Origin of the sequence: Pseudomonas sp. SWRI51 (assembly GCF_014268825.1) — a bacterium.
Taxonomy (GTDB): domain Bacteria; phylum Pseudomonadota; class Gammaproteobacteria; order Pseudomonadales; family Pseudomonadaceae; genus Aquipseudomonas; species Aquipseudomonas farsensis.
On sequence record NZ_JABWRG010000059.1, the window covers coordinates 1 to 18,041 of the forward strand.

An 18,041-nucleotide genomic window follows, 5' to 3' on the forward strand; every position below is an offset into this window, starting at 1 on the left:
GGGGTGGACGATGGGAATCGAACCCACGACAACTGGAATCACAATCCAGCGCTCTACCAACTGAGCTACGCCCACCATATTGCGGTATTACTTACTTGCCCAGGCCTAATGGCGCACCCGGCAGGACTCGAACCTGCGACCATCCGCTTAGAAGGCGGATGCTCTATCCAGCTGAGCTACGGGCGCTTAAGCGTACAGTTGGAGCAAACCAACTTTGCCAACCCGTGCCAGGCAGTGCCCGACAAGTGCGGCGAATCTTATAGACGCCCCCTGCCCTCGTCAACACCTTTCTATAAAATATTTAAATTATTGAAGGGGTTAGAAGATTTGCCCGACCACGCGCCTTTGCCCATGCGCCGTGTCGTGCGAGAATGCGCGCTTCTTCATGTTTACTTCTCGATGGTTAATCACGCGTCTATGACTGCACACCTTATCGATGGCAAGGCGATCGCCGCCAACCTGCGCAAGCAGATCGCCCAACGTGTCGCCGAGCGCCGCCAGCAAGGCCTTCGCACCCCTGGCCTGGCCGTGATCCTGGTCGGCACCGACCCGGCCTCCCAAGTCTATGTCTCGCACAAGCGCAAGGACTGCGAAGAAGTCGGGTTCATCTCGCAAGCGTTCGACCTGCCCAGCGATACCACGCAGCAAGCCTTGACCGACCTTATCGACCGTCTCAATGACGACCCGGCAGTCGACGGCATTCTGCTGCAACTGCCGCTGCCGGCGCACCTTGATGCCTCGCTGCTGCTCGAACGCATCCGCCCGGACAAAGACGTAGACGGCTTCCACCCCTACAACATCGGCCGCCTGGCGCAACGCATCCCGCTGCTGCGCCCGTGCACCCCGAAGGGCATCATCACCCTGCTGGAAAGCACTGGCCAGGACTTGTACGGCATGAACGCCGTGATCGTCGGCGCATCCAACATCGTCGGCCGCCCCATGGCCATGGAACTGCTGCTGGCCGGCTGTACCGTCACCGTTTGCCACCGCTTCACCCAGGACCTCGCCGGCCACGTTGGCCGCGCCGACCTGCTGGTGGTCGCAGCTGGCAAGCCGGGGCTGGTCAAGGGTGAATGGGTCAAGGAAGGCGCCATCGTCATCGACGTTGGCATCAACCGCCAGGAAGACGGCAAGCTGGTCGGCGACGTGGTCTACGAGACCGCCCTGCCCCGCGCCGGCTGGATCACGCCTGTACCCGGCGGCGTTGGCCCGATGACCCGCGCCTGCCTGCTGGAAAACACGCTGTACGCTGCTGAAGAGCTGCACCAGTAAGCACACCGGCTGCTTGTGAAAACGGCACCTCGGCAGGTGCCGTTTTTTTTGCCTGCGACAAACCCGCTACCGGGTGGCAACTATGCATTTCGGCACGCCATCCACATACCGATAACGTCGCTGCCCCTACCTTCAGGAGCTGCAGCGATGACCCCCTCCCCGCTTTCCCCTCACCTCGCCTTCATCCACAAACGCCTACCTGAGTGGCTTGCCAGCGCCAACGCTGGGCAGCGCCAGGACCTCAAGCGCCGCATCATACGCAGCCACGCCGCTATGCGCCGCTTGAGAGAAGCCCTTGAACCCGTGCAAGGCATCGACGCCTACTGCCGCCCGCTGCTCGAAGAGGTGTTGCCGCGCTGGTACCCAGAAGTGCCTGTGCCAGGCATCGACCTGGGCCAAGTCGCCGAAGGTGCGCAAACCCGCAGCTGGTTCGAAGCAGCCCTGCAGAACTTCGATGAAGACGCCACCATCACGCTGTACGACAGCAACGGTGGGACGCAGCGCTCGGCTGAGGACGCCAAGACCTTCGTCAGCGGCATACGCAACCTGAACCTCGGCCAGCGCTACCGCGATCACCTGGCCGACCACCTCGATACCGACGCATTTCGAGAACTGCTGCACCAGCAAATCCGCACCGCTTTCGGCGCCGATGTGCTGCTGGCGCGCCTGCAGGGGCACCTGGAGGCGCGCGGTCAGACGCTGGCTGATACCGTACTGGCAGGCCTTGCCCCAAGCGCACAGGAGCAACTGCAATGCAGCTTCGTGAGTTTGTATGGCAAGCCACTGAGCGGCCCGATGATTATCCAACTGGACCAGGCAGACACCCCCGAATGCCTGCTGTACCTACCCGGGCATCCGCGCCAGCCTCTTCGGCAGTACCCCAACCGCCAGGCCTTGGCACGCGCGCTGACAGACATGCTGTGGGAGCAGTCGGAGCGCGAGTTCTTCAACCGCTATATTGCCCACGCCGACCAGCCGCACATTGCCGAGCGCCTGCGTGCCAACCTCTACCCCAGCTACCCCTACGCCACCCTGCAACCCTCCCCACCGGTGCTTGAGCGCGGCGAGCACATCCACTGGCTCAAGCGCGCGTTCCCAGCACCTACCGACTTGTGGCAGGAGACCTTGGACAAAAATGCCCTGCTGGAGATCACCGCCACTCCATGGCGCAAGGATGCATTCATCGAAAGCGCGAGGGTACAGGTTGAACGCCGCCTGCAAGATGCCGCCACGTTGGCGGTACCCGTTGCCCAGCGCGACGCCGCCGCCCAGTTGGCACGGATCGAAGGTTGGCTGGGCGTGGGGCTGACGGTGCTCAATGTCGCCGGGCTGTTCGTACCGGGGCTGGGTGAGGCGCTGTTGATTACCGGCGGCGCGCAACTGGTCGACGAGTTTCTTGAAGGGGTACACGCCGCCAACGAAGGCGATGCCGAAGCTGCGATCGGACATTTGTTCGATGTGTTCGAAAACCTCGCGCAGTTCGCCGCTTTGGGCGCCGCTGCAGAGTTCGCCGAGCCCCAGGGCATTCTTCACGACTGGCACCTGACTGGCAGCGGCAAACAGCAAAGACTGTGGCACGGCGAGCTGAAGCCCTTTACCCAGCCGCAGCCGTGGCCCGCACAGACGCTCGCCGATGGCCAGGGGCTGTACACCTGGGAGGGCGAGCGCTGGTGGCTGCACGAGGGCCGCGCCGCGCAGGTCAAACAAGCGCCAGAGGGCACCTGGCAGTTGGCCGAAGTTGCCGGGCAGCGCCATCGCCCCAAGCTACTGGGGAATGGCCAGGGCACCTGGCTTCTGGAGCACGAGCGCCCACTCGCGTGGCAGCCAGAAAAATTGCTGAAGCGCATGGGGCCGCTGAGTGAAGGCCTGGATCAAGCCACCCTTGAGCGAGCACTGCGGTGCAGCGGCTACGATGCTGCAACCCTGCGCAAGGTAACGGCAGACCACCAGCCACTGCCGGCACTGCTGGCCGATAGCCTGCAAGCGCTGGGCGGCATCGAGCCCGGCCTGGCGGAGCAGGAACCAGCCGGGGCGGCCATACTGGCGCAGGACTTCCCATCGCTGAGCCTGCGCGCGCGCAGGGAGATACTGGCCCAGGCCCGCCCCGTGGACCTTGCCCAGTTGCAACGCACCGGCCGGCTGCCGCTACGCATCGCCGAAACCGCTCGCCTGCACCTGCGCGAAGGGCGGATCAGCCGGGCACTTGCACGTTTTTACCATGACGATGGCCCAGCAGCAGACCGCGATACCCTGCTGTTTAACAGCCTGGCACGCCTGCCCGGCTGGGCCGGCGAAGTCCGCCTGGAACTGCGCGAAGGCACGCTCAAAGGGGAGCTCAAGGCCGAGGTGGGCGAACAAACGCTGCCGACCAAGGTACTGGTGCGCAACGGCAACAGCTACGTCCCGTATGACGAGCAGAGCGAAGCCCTGTCCGGGGAACATGATATCTACCGCGCCCTACTCCAGGCGCTGCCCGACAGCGAGCGCACCGCCCTGCAAGTACAGGTTCATCAGGGGCCCGAACTGCGTGATGCCCTATTCGAGCAAGCAGCCAGCGACCGCAGCAAGGCAGCCCTGGACCTGCATATGGCACCAGTACGCCCACAGTACCGGCTGCCCACCCGCCTGCCGGGTGAGCGCCGTATCGGTTACCGCTTGAGCGGCCGGGGGCATGGCGCCCTCACGGCAGACGAGCAGTTCGACCAGCTGTTCCCGGCCAACCCGGAGGGCGACCGCGAACTGCTGCGCCAGCGCCTGCGACACCAGGCAGGTGGCGAGCCTGGCGCATTCGCGCGCCTGCTTGACCAACTGCGCCAGGAATACCAGCAGCTCGACAGCGCCCTGCTGAGCTGGGTCCACGACCCAGAAGGCGTCGCCCTTGGCGCCCTGGAGCTTCGACGCAGCAACCGAGAAGGCTTGGCACAGCGCATTCGCAGCGCCTGGCGCCGGGAAAAACCCCGACGACCCGACCGGCACCTTCGACCATGTGATCCTTATGGCCGAGGCGCACCAGCTTGATGCCCTGCCCCGGTTGCCCATGCGCCTGCCACACGTGCGCCAGTTGGTGCTCAACGGCCTGACTGACACATCCGGCGCAGAGCTCGCACCGTTCTTGCAGGCTTTTCCAGGCCTGCGCGCCCTGGACCTGGCGGACAATACCCTGCATGTGCTCCCCGAGGCGCTTGCAGAGATGCATGAACTGCAATCACTGGACCTTGCTGAAAACTTTGTAGAGCTCAATGACTCCAACCTGGGCGTGATCGTGCGCCTGCGCAGTCTCAGGCGCCTCAACCTGACCGATGCCATTCAGGGCTTGCCCGTCGCGGCGCTTGATCGCCTGGCAACCTTGCCGCTGCTCGACACGTTGCAAGCCGACCTCAACTCGCTGAATTTCAGTGTCGAGCAGTTCGAAGCGCTGGCCCGCTGGCCGGCGCTGCGCGGCCTGAGCCTGGGCCAGAACGAGATCAGCCTCAACCAAGCGACCCGGGCAGCACTGGCGCGGCTCAACCAGCTGGAAATTCTGTCGCTCTACGAAAACCCGCTGGGGCTGGCGCCCGATCTGACCGGCTGGACAAACTTGCAGCAGCTGGACCTGGAAGACACCGGCATCGCCGAGTGGCCCGCAGGGCTAGAGGCGCTGCTCGACCAGACACCGCTGAACATGCGCAGGTTCGACCTCAGCGGCAACGACATTACCGATGCCCCCGACTTGCAGGCATCGGCTTACGCGCGAAGCGTGCGCGAAGGCCAGGCGGACTTTTCCTATAGCCTCAATGACAACCCCTTCAGCGCCGAAGCCTGGCAACGCCTTGAGCGTGCAGGCCTGCAGCTCAACGCGCCGGCCGAAGTCGGGGGCATGGCGCTCGAGCTATGGCCGCAGTCACTGCACCAACACCTCACGACCACGGCCCAGGCCCCTGCCTGGCAGCCGCTGTATAATTTGTTCCGGCGTCTGCCAGACACCGCAGACTATGCCCGCAGCCCAACGGGCGTAAGGGCCCGCATGCAGCAAGTGGTGCAAACGCTTGCCGTTGAAGAGGCGCAGGCACCTTGGGGCCGCGCCCAGGTCATGCAACACATCAACGACCTGATCGAGGATGCCGGCCAGCAATGCGTCGACCAAGCCAGCCTGCTGTTCAGCGAGATCGAAACCGATGTGCTGGTGTGGCAGGGCATCAGCCAGGCCGCCACCGGGGATGCCGACCAAGCCGCTGCGGTAGGCACAGCAGGTTGCCTGTATCGCCAGCGCCTGCTCGATGCCCGTGTCGGCGAGCTGTACCAGGCGCGCGTGGCCCGGCGCCGCGCACTGGCCGACGCCAGCGACGATGCCGCACGTGCTGCCGCCCCGCCGCTGCACGCCGACGACGACCTGGACGACACGTCCTTGACCGAGCCGGATTACCTGCTCGATGAACTGGAAATGGCCTTGCATGCGCGCATCCACCTGCGCCAGTCGCTGCACCTGCCGCCGCAGCCGGACGGCATGATGTTCGCGTACCTGGCTCGCCTGAGCGATGCCACCTTGCAACGCCTGAGCCAAGGCGTCGTGGCCAGCTCCAACCTGGCGGGGCTCGGCCAGTGGGCGGCAGAGCAGAGCTTCTGGCAGGCCTGGCTCCGCCGCCTGGCACCGCAAGAGTTCGAAGCACAGGCGCAAAGCTGGGAGGCGGCCTCGGAGTACTTCGACACCCTCGCCACCACGGGGGTCGCAACCGGCCCCTACACCGGCCCAGCGGTGCCTGAGTCGCTGGTGGCGGCATTGGAAAGCGAAGTCGCCGACGTGCCCGGCCTGAGCTGGCGCAGCGATGGCATCTTGCAACAGCATGACCTTACCGCAGAGCCCTACGCCAACATGCTACCCAACCCATTGGACCGGGTCGGCGGGGTGATGCTGCGGGCCCGGCGCGATGCCGAGCGAACGCTGGTTGCGACCCTTACCACCGTGTTGATGGATAACCAGGCCGCGCAGGCGATGGTTACGTCCTGAGGTTGCCTTGCCCCCACCGCTGGGCTCCAGCGGTGAGGGCGCCGATGCCGGGCTTCGCACGATCCCTGCAGGAGCGGCCTTGTGCCGCGAAAGGGGTGCGAAGCGCCCCCCAAGATTTGCGCTCCACGCCACTATCGCCGAGGGCCGCTGCGCAGCCCTTTCGCGGCACAAGGCCGCTCCTACACGAACCCGCGCAGCCTCATACAGACTCCAGCCTTAGGATTGGCCAACGGCTGGGGGGGGGGAAATCAGCGCGCGACAACTGGTCAGACCGGTAAGGCCAAAATATCTTGCAATGTAAGAAATTTCGGAGTTTTATGGCTCTCGCAGTGAACAAACCGGTAAGACCACAATAATTAAGTCCTGCACTCTTTCGCTCCGTGTGGCTGGGGGGCAAGGACACCGACCAGAGATCCCTCCCATGCTCAAATGGTGTTCGCGTTCGATCTTTCTCCAGGTAGTGCTCGGCCTCGCCTTAGGCGTCGTCTGCGGCCTGAGCGCTCCTGAACTCTCCCTGCAACTCAAACCCCTCGGTGACGGTTTCATCAAGCTGATCAAGATGCTGATCGGCCTGATCGTGTTCTGCGTTGTAGTCAGCGGCATCTCTGGTGCCGGCGACCTGAAAAAGGTCGGCCGCATCGGCCTGAAGTCGGTCATCTACTTTGAAGTGCTGACCACCCTGGCCCTGGTGATCGGTCTGGTGTTCGCCTTCACCAGCGGCATCGGTACCGGCGCCAACATTCACCTCGACCAGCTTTCCAGCGCCGACGCAGGCGCCCTGGCCGACCGCGGCGCGCACATCCATAGCACCACCGGCTTCCTCATGGACCTGATCCCTACCTCGGTGGTGGGCGCCTTTGCCGACAACAACATCCTGCAAGTGCTGCTGTTCTCGGTGCTGTTCGGCAGTGCGTTGAACCTGGTGGGCGAATCGGCCTCGGGCATTTCGCGCCTGATCAACGAACTAAGCCATGTGATCTTCCGCATCATGGGCATGATCGTGCGCCTGGCACCGATCGGCGTATTCGGTGCCATCGCCTTCACCACCAGCAAATATGGCCTGTCGTCGCTGCAGCATCTGGGCGGCCTGGTGGCGCTGTTCTACCTGACCTGCGCAGGCTTCGTGCTGATCATCCTCGGCACCGTGATGCGTATCTCTGGCCTGCGCCTGCTACCGCTGATCCGCTACCTGCGTGAAGAGCTGAGCATCGTGCTCGGTACCGCCTCGTCGGATGCCGTGCTGCCACAGGTCATGCGCAAGCTTGAGCATCTGGGCATCGGCAGCTCCACCGTGGGCCTGGTAATTCCAACCGGCTACTCGTTCAACCTCGACGGCTTCTCCATCTACCTGACGCTGGCAATCGTGTTCATCGCCAACGCCACCGGCACCCCACTGGCAATGACCGACCTGCTGACCATCCTGCTGGTGTCGCTGGTCACTTCCAAAGGCGCCCACGGCATCCCCGGCTCGGCGCTGGTGATTCTGGCAGCGACCCTGACCGCAGTGCCGGCGATCCCCGTGGTGGGCCTGGTGCTGGTGCTGGCAGTCGACTGGTTCATGGGTATTGGCCGCGCACTGACCAACCTGATCGGCAACTGCGTGGCCACCGTGGCCATCGCCCGCTGGGAGAAAGACATCGACCTGGAGCGCGCCAACAACGTGCTGGCCAACAAGCCAGGCTTTGCCCCAGCGCCACGCAAACCACAAGGCCCGGCCCATCAACAGGAATTCTGAGCCAAGCCCGGCCGACGCCAAGCGTCGGCCGGCAACTTCCCGACAACCGACGGCGCCGAACAAGGAGCGACCCGTGATCAGCTCTTCGACCGTAGTCAACTCAGTGGTGGAAAAACTTCGCCAAGCCCTGGCCCGCGGCCAGTGGCGCAGCGGCGACATGTTGCCCGGCCAGCGCGAGCTGGCCGAGCAGTTGGGTATCAGCCGACCTAGCCTGCGCGAAGCGGTAATCGTGCTGGAAACCCTGGGCCTGGTGCGTTCGATGCCCGGCAAAGGCGTGCTGGTGCTCGATGCCGACGCTGCCCCCCCACAAACCCCGGAGACGGTGGCCCAGGCAAGCCTGGCCGACGTGCTGGAGCTGCGCTACACCCTCGAACCCTTCATCGCCGGCCTGGTCGCGCAATCGGCCGGCAGCCAGGACATCGGCCAGTTGCGCCTGACCCTCATGGACATGCGCGAAGCCTTGGACAGCACCGACAGCGAAGCAGGGTTCAATGCCTACATTGCGTTCCATGAAGCCTTGTTCGCGTTGACCACCAACCCGATTTTCCAGAGCGTGGTACAGCAGACCGGCAACGCCCTCAAGCAGAGCACCGACATGCTGCGCAATTCCCCCGAACACCTGGCAGCACGGCTTCGCGAAAACGAAGCGGTGGTGCGCGCCATCCGCGAGCGCAACAGCGCGTTGGCCAGCCTGCAGATGCGCCGCCACATCCTCGCTGAAGGCGAGCGCATGGGCATCGCACTGAATATTCCCGACGAACACCCAGGCCCGTAATAAAGGAGAGCGACCATGACCGCCAGCGCCCAAGCCGCCCTTCGCCTGCCTGCCCTGCTGGGTAGTGGCGAAACCCGCCTGTCGGCCGAGCAAATCTACCCGCGGCTGTTCGACGCGATTCTCGAACAGCGTCTGCCACCAGGCAGCGCCTTGCCTGAACAAGCCCTGGGCAATGCCTTTGGCGTCAGCCGCACGGTAATCCGCCGCGTGCTCGGGCGCCTTTGCGACCAGCAAGTGGTGGTGCAGCGCCCAAGCCACACCGCACACTTGGCCGCCCCCGACCCGCAGCAAGCCCGCCAGGTGCTCAGCGCCCGGCGCCTGGCCGAAACCACGTTGATTGGCCTGGCCACGCAGCGTGCCCGGCCAGCGCAGATCCGCCAGTTGCGCCAATTGGTCGAGCGCGAGCGCCAGCACCACGAACAGGGCGAGCGCTGCACGGCCATCCGCCTGGGCGGTGAGTTCCACATGAAACTTGCGCAAATGGCGGCCAACGCGCCACTGGCGCGTTTTCTCAATGGCCTGGTGCCAATGACTTCGCTGATCATCGCCCGCTACGAGTCGCCGTGCTGCGAGCACTGCGCCTGGCAGGAACATGCCGCGATCATCGATGCGGTGGAGGGCGGTAACGGCGAGGCGGCGCTGGCGTTGATGCATGAGCATCTTGATCGGCTCGAGGCCAAGCTTGACCTGGGCCAGGGCTGAGCAGGCCTGGCTGAAAAAGGGGCCGCCTTGCGGCGCAAGGCCGGTGCCCTCCCCTCAGGCCGCAGCCAGCGCCGACCTTGGCAAGCCAAACACCCGGTCAAACGCCCAGTTATAGGCAAAGGTGTAGCACGGCACCAGCACGATGAACGCCAGGTCCACCATCAGCGCCTCCAGCAACGTCATTCCCAGCCACCAGGCAATCAGCGGGATCAGGTACACCACCAAGGTCAGCTGAAACCCCACCGCATGCACAACCCGGCGCGCCACGCTACGACCGCGCGTGGCCTGGCGGCTCTCCCAGTACTCGAACAACGTGTTGTAGATCAGGTTCCACAGCATGGCGATGGTGGTGATCATCACCGCCAAGGGCCCGGTGTGCGACGCCTGGGTGTCCGACAAATAAGCCAGGCCCAAGGTCGACATGCACAGGCCGATCAATTCATAGAAGGTCACGTAGACCAGTTTGCGTTTAAGTCCTTGCACGGGTTTGCCTTTACTACAGGTTCATCGAAAGGCGGCGAGCTTGCATCAATGCGCTTGACAGAAAAAGTCATCAGCTTTCAGATTTACTGAAAGGAGACTTGCCATGAACCTGTCCAGCGACACTATCGAACTGTTTCTTGCCGTCCTCGACCGAGGCTCGTTTTCAGCCGCCGCCAGGGCATTGGGGCGGGTGCCTTCAGCCATTAGCATGGCCATTGGCAACCTTGAAGCCGAACTGGGCTATGCCCTGTTCGAGCGCGGCTCACGGGAAGTGCGGCCCACCGCCCAGGCACTGGCGCTTGAGCCCCACGCACGCTTGATCGCCGAGCAACTGGGCTTGCTGGCAGTGCACGCCTTGGAGCTGTCGCAAGGGCTTGAAAGCAGCCTGGCTATCGCCGTCGTGCCCGACATCGACCAGCGCCCGGTGCTTGCGGCCATCGGCCGCCTCGCCGAACGCTACCCGCTGCTGGATATCGAGCTGCTTGCAGCGCCCCAAGAAGAGGCATTGCAGCTGCTGGACAGCGGCCGAGCCGCCTTGGCGCTGGCTTTTGCAGGCCTGCATGTGGACCCGCAGCGCAGCTTTCAGCACGTTGGCATGGAGTCGCTGGTGGCCATTTTGTCGCCTGGGCACCCGGCGCTTGTCCAAGGGCGGATCCGCAATCTAGAGGACCTGGTTGGCTTACGCCAGATACTTATAGCCAGCCGCGACCTGCCCCTGAGCGACCCGCGCTCACTGATCGGCACCTCGCATTGGCGCACCGACAGCTTCGATCTGGCCGTGCAAATGGTCGAAGCTGGCCTGGGCTGGGGAGATTTACCCTTGTCGCGGGTGGCCCCGTTCATTGCAGACGGCCGCCTGGTGCGCCTGGAATTCGGCAATACCCGCAACGAATTGCAGCTTCCGGTGCATGCTTTCTGGCGCAAACAACAGCCGCTTGGGCAGGCGGCGCGCGCCTTGGTCAGGCTGCTGTGCGAGCGGGGTGACATTTAGGGCATATCAGTCACAAATTGCGACAGCCGGTGTATCAACAAATTTCAGATGCCGCCGATACCGTGTTGACAGGGTTTGCCCATCGCACCAAAAGTGTGCGGCGCCCTCCACCCTCTGGCCCAAGGTCTCGAAACATGAACCTGAAATTCCGCCACAAGATATTGCTCAGTGCCTGCGGCGTTGTCGTCCTGGCATTTGCCCTGTTCACGCTTTACAACGACTACCTGCAGCGCAACACCATCCGCCAGAATATCGAGTCATCGGTACGCCAGGCAGGCGCGCAGACAGCCAGTAGCGTGCAGAACTGGATGAGCGGGCGCATTCTGGTATTAGAAAACCTCGCGCAGAATATCGGCCAGCAGGGAGCAGGCAGCAACGTACCAGGGTTGGTTGACCAACCATCCCTGACCAGCAACTTCCAGTTCACTTATTTTGGCCAGAACACCGGCCTGTTCACCCAGCGCCCTGACGCCAAGATGCCTGATGGCTACGACCCGCGTCAGCGCCCGTGGTACACCCAGGCGGTCAGCGCCAACCAGACCCTGCTGACCCCGCCCTACCAGGCGTCGGTCGGTGGCCTGGTGGTCACCATCGCCATCCCGGTCAAGGCCCGCAGCGGCGGCGAACTGCTCGGGGTAGTCGGTGGCGACCTGAGCCTGGACACCTTGGTGGAGATTCTCAACGCGGTAGACTTCGGCGGCATCGGCCATGCGTTTCTGGTCGACCACGAAGGCCAGGTCATCGTCAGCCCTGACAAAGACCACGTGATGAAAAACCTCAAGGACATCTACCCAGGCACCACCCTGCGCATCGAGCAGGGCCTGCAGGATGTAACCTTGAACGGCCAGGAACGCATTCTGTCGTTCGCCCCGGTCAAAGGCCTGCCCTCAGCGAAGTGGTATATCGGCCTGTCGATCGATAAAGACAAAGCCTACGCAGCCCTCGGCCAGTTCCGTATCTCGGCCATTATTGCCATGCTCGTGGCCGTGGCTGCCATCGCCGGCCTGCTGGGCCTGCTGATCCCTGTGCTGATGCGCCCTCTGACCACCATGGGCCGCGCCATGCGCGACATCGCCGAAGGTGAAGGCGACCTGACCCGCCGCCTGACCGTGCAGAACAACGACGAATTCGGGGAACTGGCCAGCTCATTCAACCGCTTCGTCGAGCGTATTCACGCCTCGATCAGCGAAGTGTCTTCGGCTACCCGCCTGGTGCACGACCTTTCCGAGAAAGTCGTAGGCGCATCCAACGCCTCGCTCACCGGCTCCGAAGAGCAGAGCATGCGCACCAACAGCGTGGCCGCGGCGATCAACGAACTGGGCGCCGCTACCCAGGAAATCGCCCGCAACGCCGCCGATGCCTCGCAGCACGCCAGCGGCGCCAGCGACCAGGCCCACGATGGCCGCACCGTGGTCGAGCAGGCCATCAGTTCGATGACCGCCCTGTCGCAGCGCATCAGCGAGTCGTGCCAACAGATCGAAACGCTCAATGCCAGCACCGACGAGATCGGCAAGATTCTCGACGTGATCAAGGGTATTTCCCAGCAGACCAACCTGCTGGCGCTCAACGCCGCCATTGAAGCCGCACGCGCGGGTGAAGCGGGCCGCGGGTTCGCCGTGGTAGCCGATGAAGTGCGTAACCTGGCCCACCGCACCCAGGAATCGGCTGAAGAGATTCACCGCATGATCACCAGCCTGCAAGTGGGCTCGCGTGAGGCGGTGCACACCATGAACACCAGCCAGGTGTCCAGCGAGCAGACCGTGCAGGTTGCCAACCAGGCCGGCGAACGCCTGGCCAGCGTTACCCAGCGCATCGGCGAGATCGACGGCATGAACCAGTCGGTGGCCACCGCCACCGAAGAGCAGACCGCCGTGGTCGAGAGCCTGAACCTGGACATCACCCAGATCAACGCCCTCAACCAGCAAGGGGTGGAAAACCTCAACGAAACGCTGCGCCACTGCGATGCGCTGAGCCAGCAGGCCGGGCGCCTGAAACAACTGGTCGGCAGTTTCCGCATCTGAGCGTGGTCGGCATCGCGGGCCAGCCCCGCGATGCCGACATGGCCGGTTATAACCTAATAACCAACAAGTCTATTTCGCTATAAAAAAATCTATATGCTGCTTGCATCCGATAACGGGCAAAGCTGGGCAGTCGAGTAGCGTATGGATGTAGGTTCTTTCGGTTTCACCATTGCAGGGCTGGTTGTGGGTTTCATCGTCGGCATGACCGGCGTTGGCGGCGGTTCGCTGATGACCCCTATCCTGCTGTGGTTCGGCATCAGCCCCGCCACTGCCGTGGGCACCGACCTGCTCTACGCAGCCATCACCAAAGCCAGCGGCGTCTGGGTGCATGGGCGCAACAAGAACATCGATTGGAAGATCACCGGCTGGCTGACCCTCGGCAGTGTGCCGGCTGCGGCGCTGACCCTGTGGTTTCTCAGCACCCTGCACACCGATACCTCGGCGCTGAACGCGATCATCAAGCAAGGCCTGGCCGTGGTGCTGATCCTGACTGCGCTGGCGATCCTGTTCAAATCGCGCCTGCAAGCTTTCGCCAGCCGCCATGCCGGCGACCACTACCACCTCAGCGACCGCACCCTGAACACCCTCACCGTGGTGACCGGCGTTGTGCTGGGGGTGATGGTCACCCTGACCTCGATTGGCGCTGGCGCCCTGGGCACCGTGGCGCTGTTCCTGCTGTACCCCTTCCTGGTCACCCGCCGCCTGGTGGGCACCGAAATCGCCCACGCGGTACCGCTGACGCTGGTCGCAGGCCTGGGCCACGCCGGTATGGGCAACATGGACTGGTCGCTGCTGGGTTACCTGCTGCTGGGGTCGTTGCCGGGGATCTACCTGGGTAGCCACCTGACCGGGCGCATCTCCGACCGCGTGCTGCGGCCTTGCCTGGCAGCGATGCTGCTGCTGATCGGGTACAAGCTGGCGTTCTGAGCCAACCCTTACCGGTTCCACAGCAGTGTAGGAGCGGCCTTGTGTCGCGAAAGGGCTGCGCAGCAGCCCCAATATCTCGGATTTAATGCAAAAAATGCCGGGGCTGCTGCGCAGCCCTTTCGCGGCACGAGGCCGCTCCTGCACCGAGCGCGCCAGCCGACACATTCGTGTACGGCCATAGTCCTGCCCGATTACTTGGCGGACTGTTGCTCGAGGTAATCGGTCAGGAAGTGCTCAGGGTTGCTCTGGCTGGCCAGACCCGCGCTGTAATACAGCGGGGTTTCCCCGTCCTGGCCTGGCAGATACAGTTCACCCGAGTTGCCACGCACGATCAGCACGACATACTTCTTGCCGTCCACCTGGGTGGCATAGCGCACGTCACGGCCGGTCTTCTCCACCTGCATTTTCTGGATACGCTTGTCCCAGTCGTGGTCGGCGCCAGCAATCTGTACCAGCGCCTCGTTGGCCGAGCGCTCACCGACGCGCATCGTCCAGACCTGCACTCCACGTTCACCTTCGAAAGCGTCTACCTTGTCCGCCACCGCCGGCCGTGCGGCCTCGGCTGCAAACAATGGGCTGCTGATGAAAAGGCCCAGCGCCAGGGCCATCCAGTTGCGTTTTGCTGCAAGCATCATGCTGCGATTCCTGTTCGATCAATGGAAAAACCCCGCTCCGGGGGCCGGATAATGATTGCAGATACGCCGTACAGTTCAACCCTTCACTGCATGCCGCTCAACGCAACGGCTTTTTGCCACCCTTAATCAGCTTGCCCCTGCCTCGTTCCTTGTTTAATCCAACGACAACAAGGAAGTTGCAGCATGACCGATCTCTCACGTCGCTCGCTGGTTGGCTTGGGCATGGCCCTGCCGTTTCTCGGCCAACTGAGCTGGGCCGGCGAGGCCCCGCCTGCGGCCCGCAATGCAGGCCCTGTGCAAATCAATTTCAACGAAAGCCCCTGGGGCCCATGCCCCGCCGCGCGCAAGGCAATGCAGGACGGCATCGCGCAGAGCGGGCGCTACCCGTACAAGGCGCAGTACCGGCTGATCGACCTGTTTGCCGAGCAGCAAGGCCTGCAAGCCGACCAGGTGCAGGTATTCTGCGGCTCGAAACTTGCGCTGCAGCATGCAGTGATGGCCTTTACCGGCCCGCGCAGCCTGGTGCTGGCAGAACCCTCCTACGAAGCGCCGAGCGACGCCGCACACGCCCGGGGCACAGCAGTGCGCGCCGTCGCACTGAACCCGCAGCACGCCCATGACGTCGACGCCATGCTGGGTGCCGACAGCAACCCCGGCATGATCTACCTGTGCAACCCCAACAACCCCACCGGCACCCTCACCCCGCGCCGCGACATTGAACGCCTGCTCTCGCACAAGCCCGTAGGCAGCGTGGTGGTGGTCGATGAGGCCTACATTCATTTCAGCGACGCGCAAAGCTGTGTCGATCTGGTCAAGGAGCACCCCGAACTGCTGGTGCTGCAAACCTTCTCCAAACTCTACGGCATGGCCGGCGCACGCCTGGGCCTGGCCATCGGCCAGGCGCCGCTGCTGCAAAAGCTTGAGGTGTACGACGGCGATAACGTGGCCCCCGCCGCTACCCTGCTGGCAGGGCTGGCCAGCCTGCAAGACCCGCAGGTTGCGCCGCAGCGCAAGCGTGACAACGCCCGCCTGCGCGACCACACCATTGCCTGGCTCGGTGAGCGCGGCTGGCGCTGCACGGCATCGCAGACCAACTGCTTCATGATTGACCTGCGCGGCCCTGCACAGCCGGTGGTCGAGCGCCTGGCCCAGGAGCAAGTACTCGTGGGCAGGGTGTGGCCAAGCTGGCCAAACTGGATGCGCGTAAGCGTAGGTGATGAGGCCGACATGCGGCGTTTTCGCGAGGCGTTTGCCAAAGTTACGGCCGGCTGACGGCCATCACTGAAACCCACTGAAACAGGGGCCGCGTTGCGGCCCTTCTGGCTTCTACAGCAAATTCAAGACAATCCTGTTAATTCCTGTACACGAATTTTCTCCTAAAGGTTTATATTCAACCCGCCGAAACAGTAGGCATAGCAAGTGGCCACCCCTCCACCGAAACGGCCATGCGTTCCTTCACTTTCACGGATGGGTGTCGCAATGAAAATAAAAAATAAATTAGTGCTGGCCTTCGTGCTCGTGGCGTTTATCCCGGTCGCATTGGTTGGCGGTATTTCGGTAGTGAGTATCCGCAGCGACGCGGTCGACCAGTTCGTCGATGGCAGTACCCGTGAAATCCGCCAGATCGACGGCAACATGCGGCAGTTCTTCGACGGCACGCTGCAAAACGTCGATCAAATGGCCAAGGATCCTGTATACAATTCGGTCAGTACACTTAAAGACTACACCGGCCCAGACGCAGCCAAACTGCCGATGCCCGCAGCCGCGCAACAGGTCATCGACGCCTTTGCCCGCTACGGCACCACCCACCCCGCTGCGGCCATTCTTTCCATCGGCCTGGAAGACGGCACCTACGCCAAATGGCCCGATGACCCGCAACTGGCTAAATACGACCCGCGCGCCCGCCCTTGGTACAAGGCGGCCATGGCCACCCCGGACAAGACCGTGCGCACCGCTGCGTACTACTACGACAAAGACGACGTAGCGCTGGTGGGCACCGCCCGTGCACTGCTGGACCCGGCCGGCAAGCCACGCGGCGTGTTCGTGGTCAGCGTCTCGCTGAAAAACCTCACCGAACTGATCAAGAGCATCAAGCTGGGCGAAAGCGGCTATGTAATGCTGATCGAAGACGGCACCGTACTGGTCGACCCGCGCGACGCCGGGCACAGCTTCAAGCAGCTCAAGGACCTCGGCGCACCCTATGCGCAACTGGCCGCCACCACCCAAGGCTCGACCGACGTCGAGATCGACGGCGTACGCTACATGGCCAACGTGTGGACCTCGCCGGGCTTGGGCTGGCGTTTTGTCGGGCTGATCGAATACAACGAAGTGATGGCTGCCGCCACCAGCATGACCTACACCATCGTCCTGATCGTGATTGTGCTGGCGTTGGTCTTCGCCCTGCTGGCTGCCGCGTTCTCGCGGGTTATCGTCAAGCCGATCAACCAGGTCAGTGTCGGCCTGCAATCGATCGCCGAAGGCGAAGGCGACCTGCGCCGCGACCTGCAGGTGCAAGGCCGTGATGAAACCGCCGAGCTTGCCGGCTGGTTCAACAAGTTCCTCGCCGCCATCCGCCAGTTGATCCAGCGTATTGGTGCGGCCTCCACCAACCTGCACGAAGCCTCGCAGGCCAACAGCGCCATGGCCGGCGACATGAACGAAGCAGCCGGCCGTCAACGCGAGGCGGTGGAGCTTGTGTCCACGGCCTTCAACGAGATGGTCGCCACTGCCAACGAAGTCGCGCGCTCTTGCAGCAGCGCCGCCGATGCCGCTGAAAATGGCCACCGCCGTGTGGCCGAAGGCAAGCAGCAGATCGTCGCCACCACCGACAACGTCAACCGCCTCGGCCTGCGCCTGAGCGAGTCCTCCCAGGCCATGGTCGAGCTGGAAGAAGGCAGCCGCAGCATCAACCAGATTCTGGGCACCATCCGCGCCATCGCCGAGCAGACCAACCTGCTGGCGCTCAACGCCGCCATTGAAGCCGCTCGCGCAGGCGACCAGGGCCGCGGGTTTGCGGTAGTGGCAGACGAAGTCCGCGCGCTGGCCAAGCGCACCTCCGACTCCACCGGCGAGATCGACCAATTACTCAACACCCTGGGTAGCAAAACCCAGGAGGTTTCACAAAAGATGGACAGCTGCCTGGACCTGTCACGCGCCAGCGTCTCGTCCATCGAAAGCGCGCGCGACAGCTTCGAAGGCATCCAGCTGTCGGTGAACGAGATTCGCGACCAGAACCTGCAGATTTCTGCCGCCGCCGAAGAGCAGCACAGCGTGGCAGAAGAGATCAACCGCCACATCCAGCAGATCTACGACGAAGCGCGCCTGGTGGAAGGCCTTGCCAGCTCGGCGCAGTCCGACTCCGGGCGCCTGGCACAGCTGTCGGATGAGCTGAACGGGCTGGTCGGGCGCTTCAAATCATAACCCTGTGACAATGTTGTGGGAGATTCTGTGGTTTTGTGCAAGCTTGTGGTGGCCTCATCGCAGGCTGCCGCCAGCTCTCATAGAACAAACGCTAAC

13 protein-coding genes and 2 tRNA genes are annotated in these 18,041 nt (G+C 63.4%); 11 read left to right on the forward strand and 4 right to left on the reverse strand.

Annotation, left to right across the window (positions count from 1 at the left end; all coding sequences use genetic code 11):
• Positions 1-2: 2 nt before the first annotated feature.
• Both HU720_RS16460 and HU720_RS16465 read right to left on the reverse strand, forming a co-directional pair.
• Positions 3-75, reverse strand: a tRNA-His gene (locus HU720_RS16460).
• A gap of 34 nt (positions 76-109) precedes the next feature.
• Positions 110-186, reverse strand: a tRNA-Arg gene (locus HU720_RS16465).
• A 231-nt stretch (positions 187-417) separates the two neighbouring features.
• Between HU720_RS16465 and folD the strand changes: the two genes are divergently transcribed.
• The 6 genes from folD (at position 418) to HU720_RS16490 (ending at position 9,468) form a co-directional block, all read left to right on the forward strand.
• Complete coding sequence (gene folD / locus HU720_RS16470) at positions 418-1,272, forward strand: bifunctional methylenetetrahydrofolate dehydrogenase/methenyltetrahydrofolate cyclohydrolase FolD (protein WP_186521003.1); 855 nt, start codon at positions 418-420, stop codon at positions 1,270-1,272.
• Positions 1,273-1,419: 147 nt separating this feature from the next.
• The gene (locus HU720_RS24375; protein ID WP_238337710.1) at positions 1,420-4,290 is read left to right on the forward strand and encodes a DUF6543 domain-containing protein; all 2,871 of its coding nucleotides are present in this window, start codon (positions 1,420-1,422) and stop codon (positions 4,288-4,290) included.
• A 19-nt stretch (positions 4,291-4,309) separates the two neighbouring features.
• The gene (locus HU720_RS24615) at positions 4,310-6,256 is read left to right on the forward strand and encodes an NEL-type E3 ubiquitin ligase domain-containing protein (protein WP_346656592.1); all 1,947 of its coding nucleotides are present in this window, start codon (positions 4,310-4,312) and stop codon (positions 6,254-6,256) included.
• A 421-nt stretch (positions 6,257-6,677) separates the two neighbouring features.
• Positions 6,678-7,991 carry a C4-dicarboxylate transporter DctA gene (locus HU720_RS16480; RefSeq protein ID WP_186521004.1) on the forward strand — a complete coding sequence of 438 codons (1,314 nt, stop codon included), beginning with the start codon at positions 6,678-6,680 and terminating at the stop codon, positions 7,989-7,991.
• Between the two features lie 73 nt (positions 7,992-8,064).
• On the forward strand, positions 8,065-8,766 hold the full coding sequence (locus HU720_RS16485) for a FadR/GntR family transcriptional regulator (RefSeq protein WP_186521005.1): 702 nt from the start codon (positions 8,065-8,067) through the stop codon (positions 8,764-8,766).
• 15 nt (positions 8,767-8,781) lie between these two features.
• The gene (locus tag HU720_RS16490; RefSeq protein ID WP_186521006.1) at positions 8,782-9,468 is read left to right on the forward strand and encodes a GntR family transcriptional regulator; all 687 of its coding nucleotides are present in this window, start codon (positions 8,782-8,784) and stop codon (positions 9,466-9,468) included.
• A gap of 54 nt (positions 9,469-9,522) precedes the next feature.
• On the opposite strand, the gene HU720_RS16495 is transcribed toward HU720_RS16490, so the two are convergent.
• On the reverse strand, positions 9,523-9,951 hold the full coding sequence (locus HU720_RS16495) for a PACE efflux transporter (protein ID WP_186521007.1): 429 nt from the start codon (positions 9,949-9,951) through the stop codon (positions 9,523-9,525).
• 103 nt (positions 9,952-10,054) lie between these two features.
• On the opposite strand from HU720_RS16495, the gene HU720_RS16500 reads away from it, so the two are divergent.
• The 3 genes from HU720_RS16500 (at position 10,055) to HU720_RS16510 (ending at position 13,890) form a co-directional block, all read left to right on the forward strand.
• A complete protein-coding gene (locus HU720_RS16500; RefSeq protein ID WP_186521008.1) occupies positions 10,055-10,942 on the forward strand; it encodes a LysR family transcriptional regulator in 888 nt (295 codons plus the stop codon).
• Positions 10,943-11,076: 134 nt separating this feature from the next.
• On the forward strand, positions 11,077-12,963 hold the full coding sequence (gene mcpA / locus HU720_RS16505) for a methyl-accepting chemotaxis protein McpA (RefSeq protein ID WP_186521009.1): 1,887 nt from the start codon (positions 11,077-11,079) through the stop codon (positions 12,961-12,963).
• Between the two features lie 141 nt (positions 12,964-13,104).
• Positions 13,105-13,890, forward strand: coding sequence for a sulfite exporter TauE/SafE family protein (locus tag HU720_RS16510; RefSeq protein WP_186521010.1), 786 nt, complete (start codon positions 13,105-13,107; stop codon positions 13,888-13,890).
• Positions 13,891-14,081: 191 nt separating this feature from the next.
• On the opposite strand, the gene HU720_RS16515 is transcribed toward HU720_RS16510, so the two are convergent.
• Complete coding sequence (locus HU720_RS16515; protein ID WP_186521011.1) at positions 14,082-14,525, reverse strand: hypothetical protein; 444 nt, start codon at positions 14,523-14,525, stop codon at positions 14,082-14,084.
• A 183-nt stretch (positions 14,526-14,708) separates the two neighbouring features.
• Between HU720_RS16515 and HU720_RS16520 the strand changes: the two genes are divergently transcribed.
• On the forward strand, positions 14,709-15,797 hold the full coding sequence (locus HU720_RS16520) for a pyridoxal phosphate-dependent aminotransferase (protein WP_186521012.1): 1,089 nt from the start codon (positions 14,709-14,711) through the stop codon (positions 15,795-15,797).
• 207 nt (positions 15,798-16,004) lie between these two features.
• Positions 16,005-17,945: a methyl-accepting chemotaxis protein gene (locus HU720_RS16525; protein ID WP_186521013.1), complete on the forward strand. Its 1,941-nt coding sequence runs from the start codon at positions 16,005-16,007 to the stop codon at positions 17,943-17,945.
• Positions 17,946-18,041 lie beyond the last annotated feature (96 nt).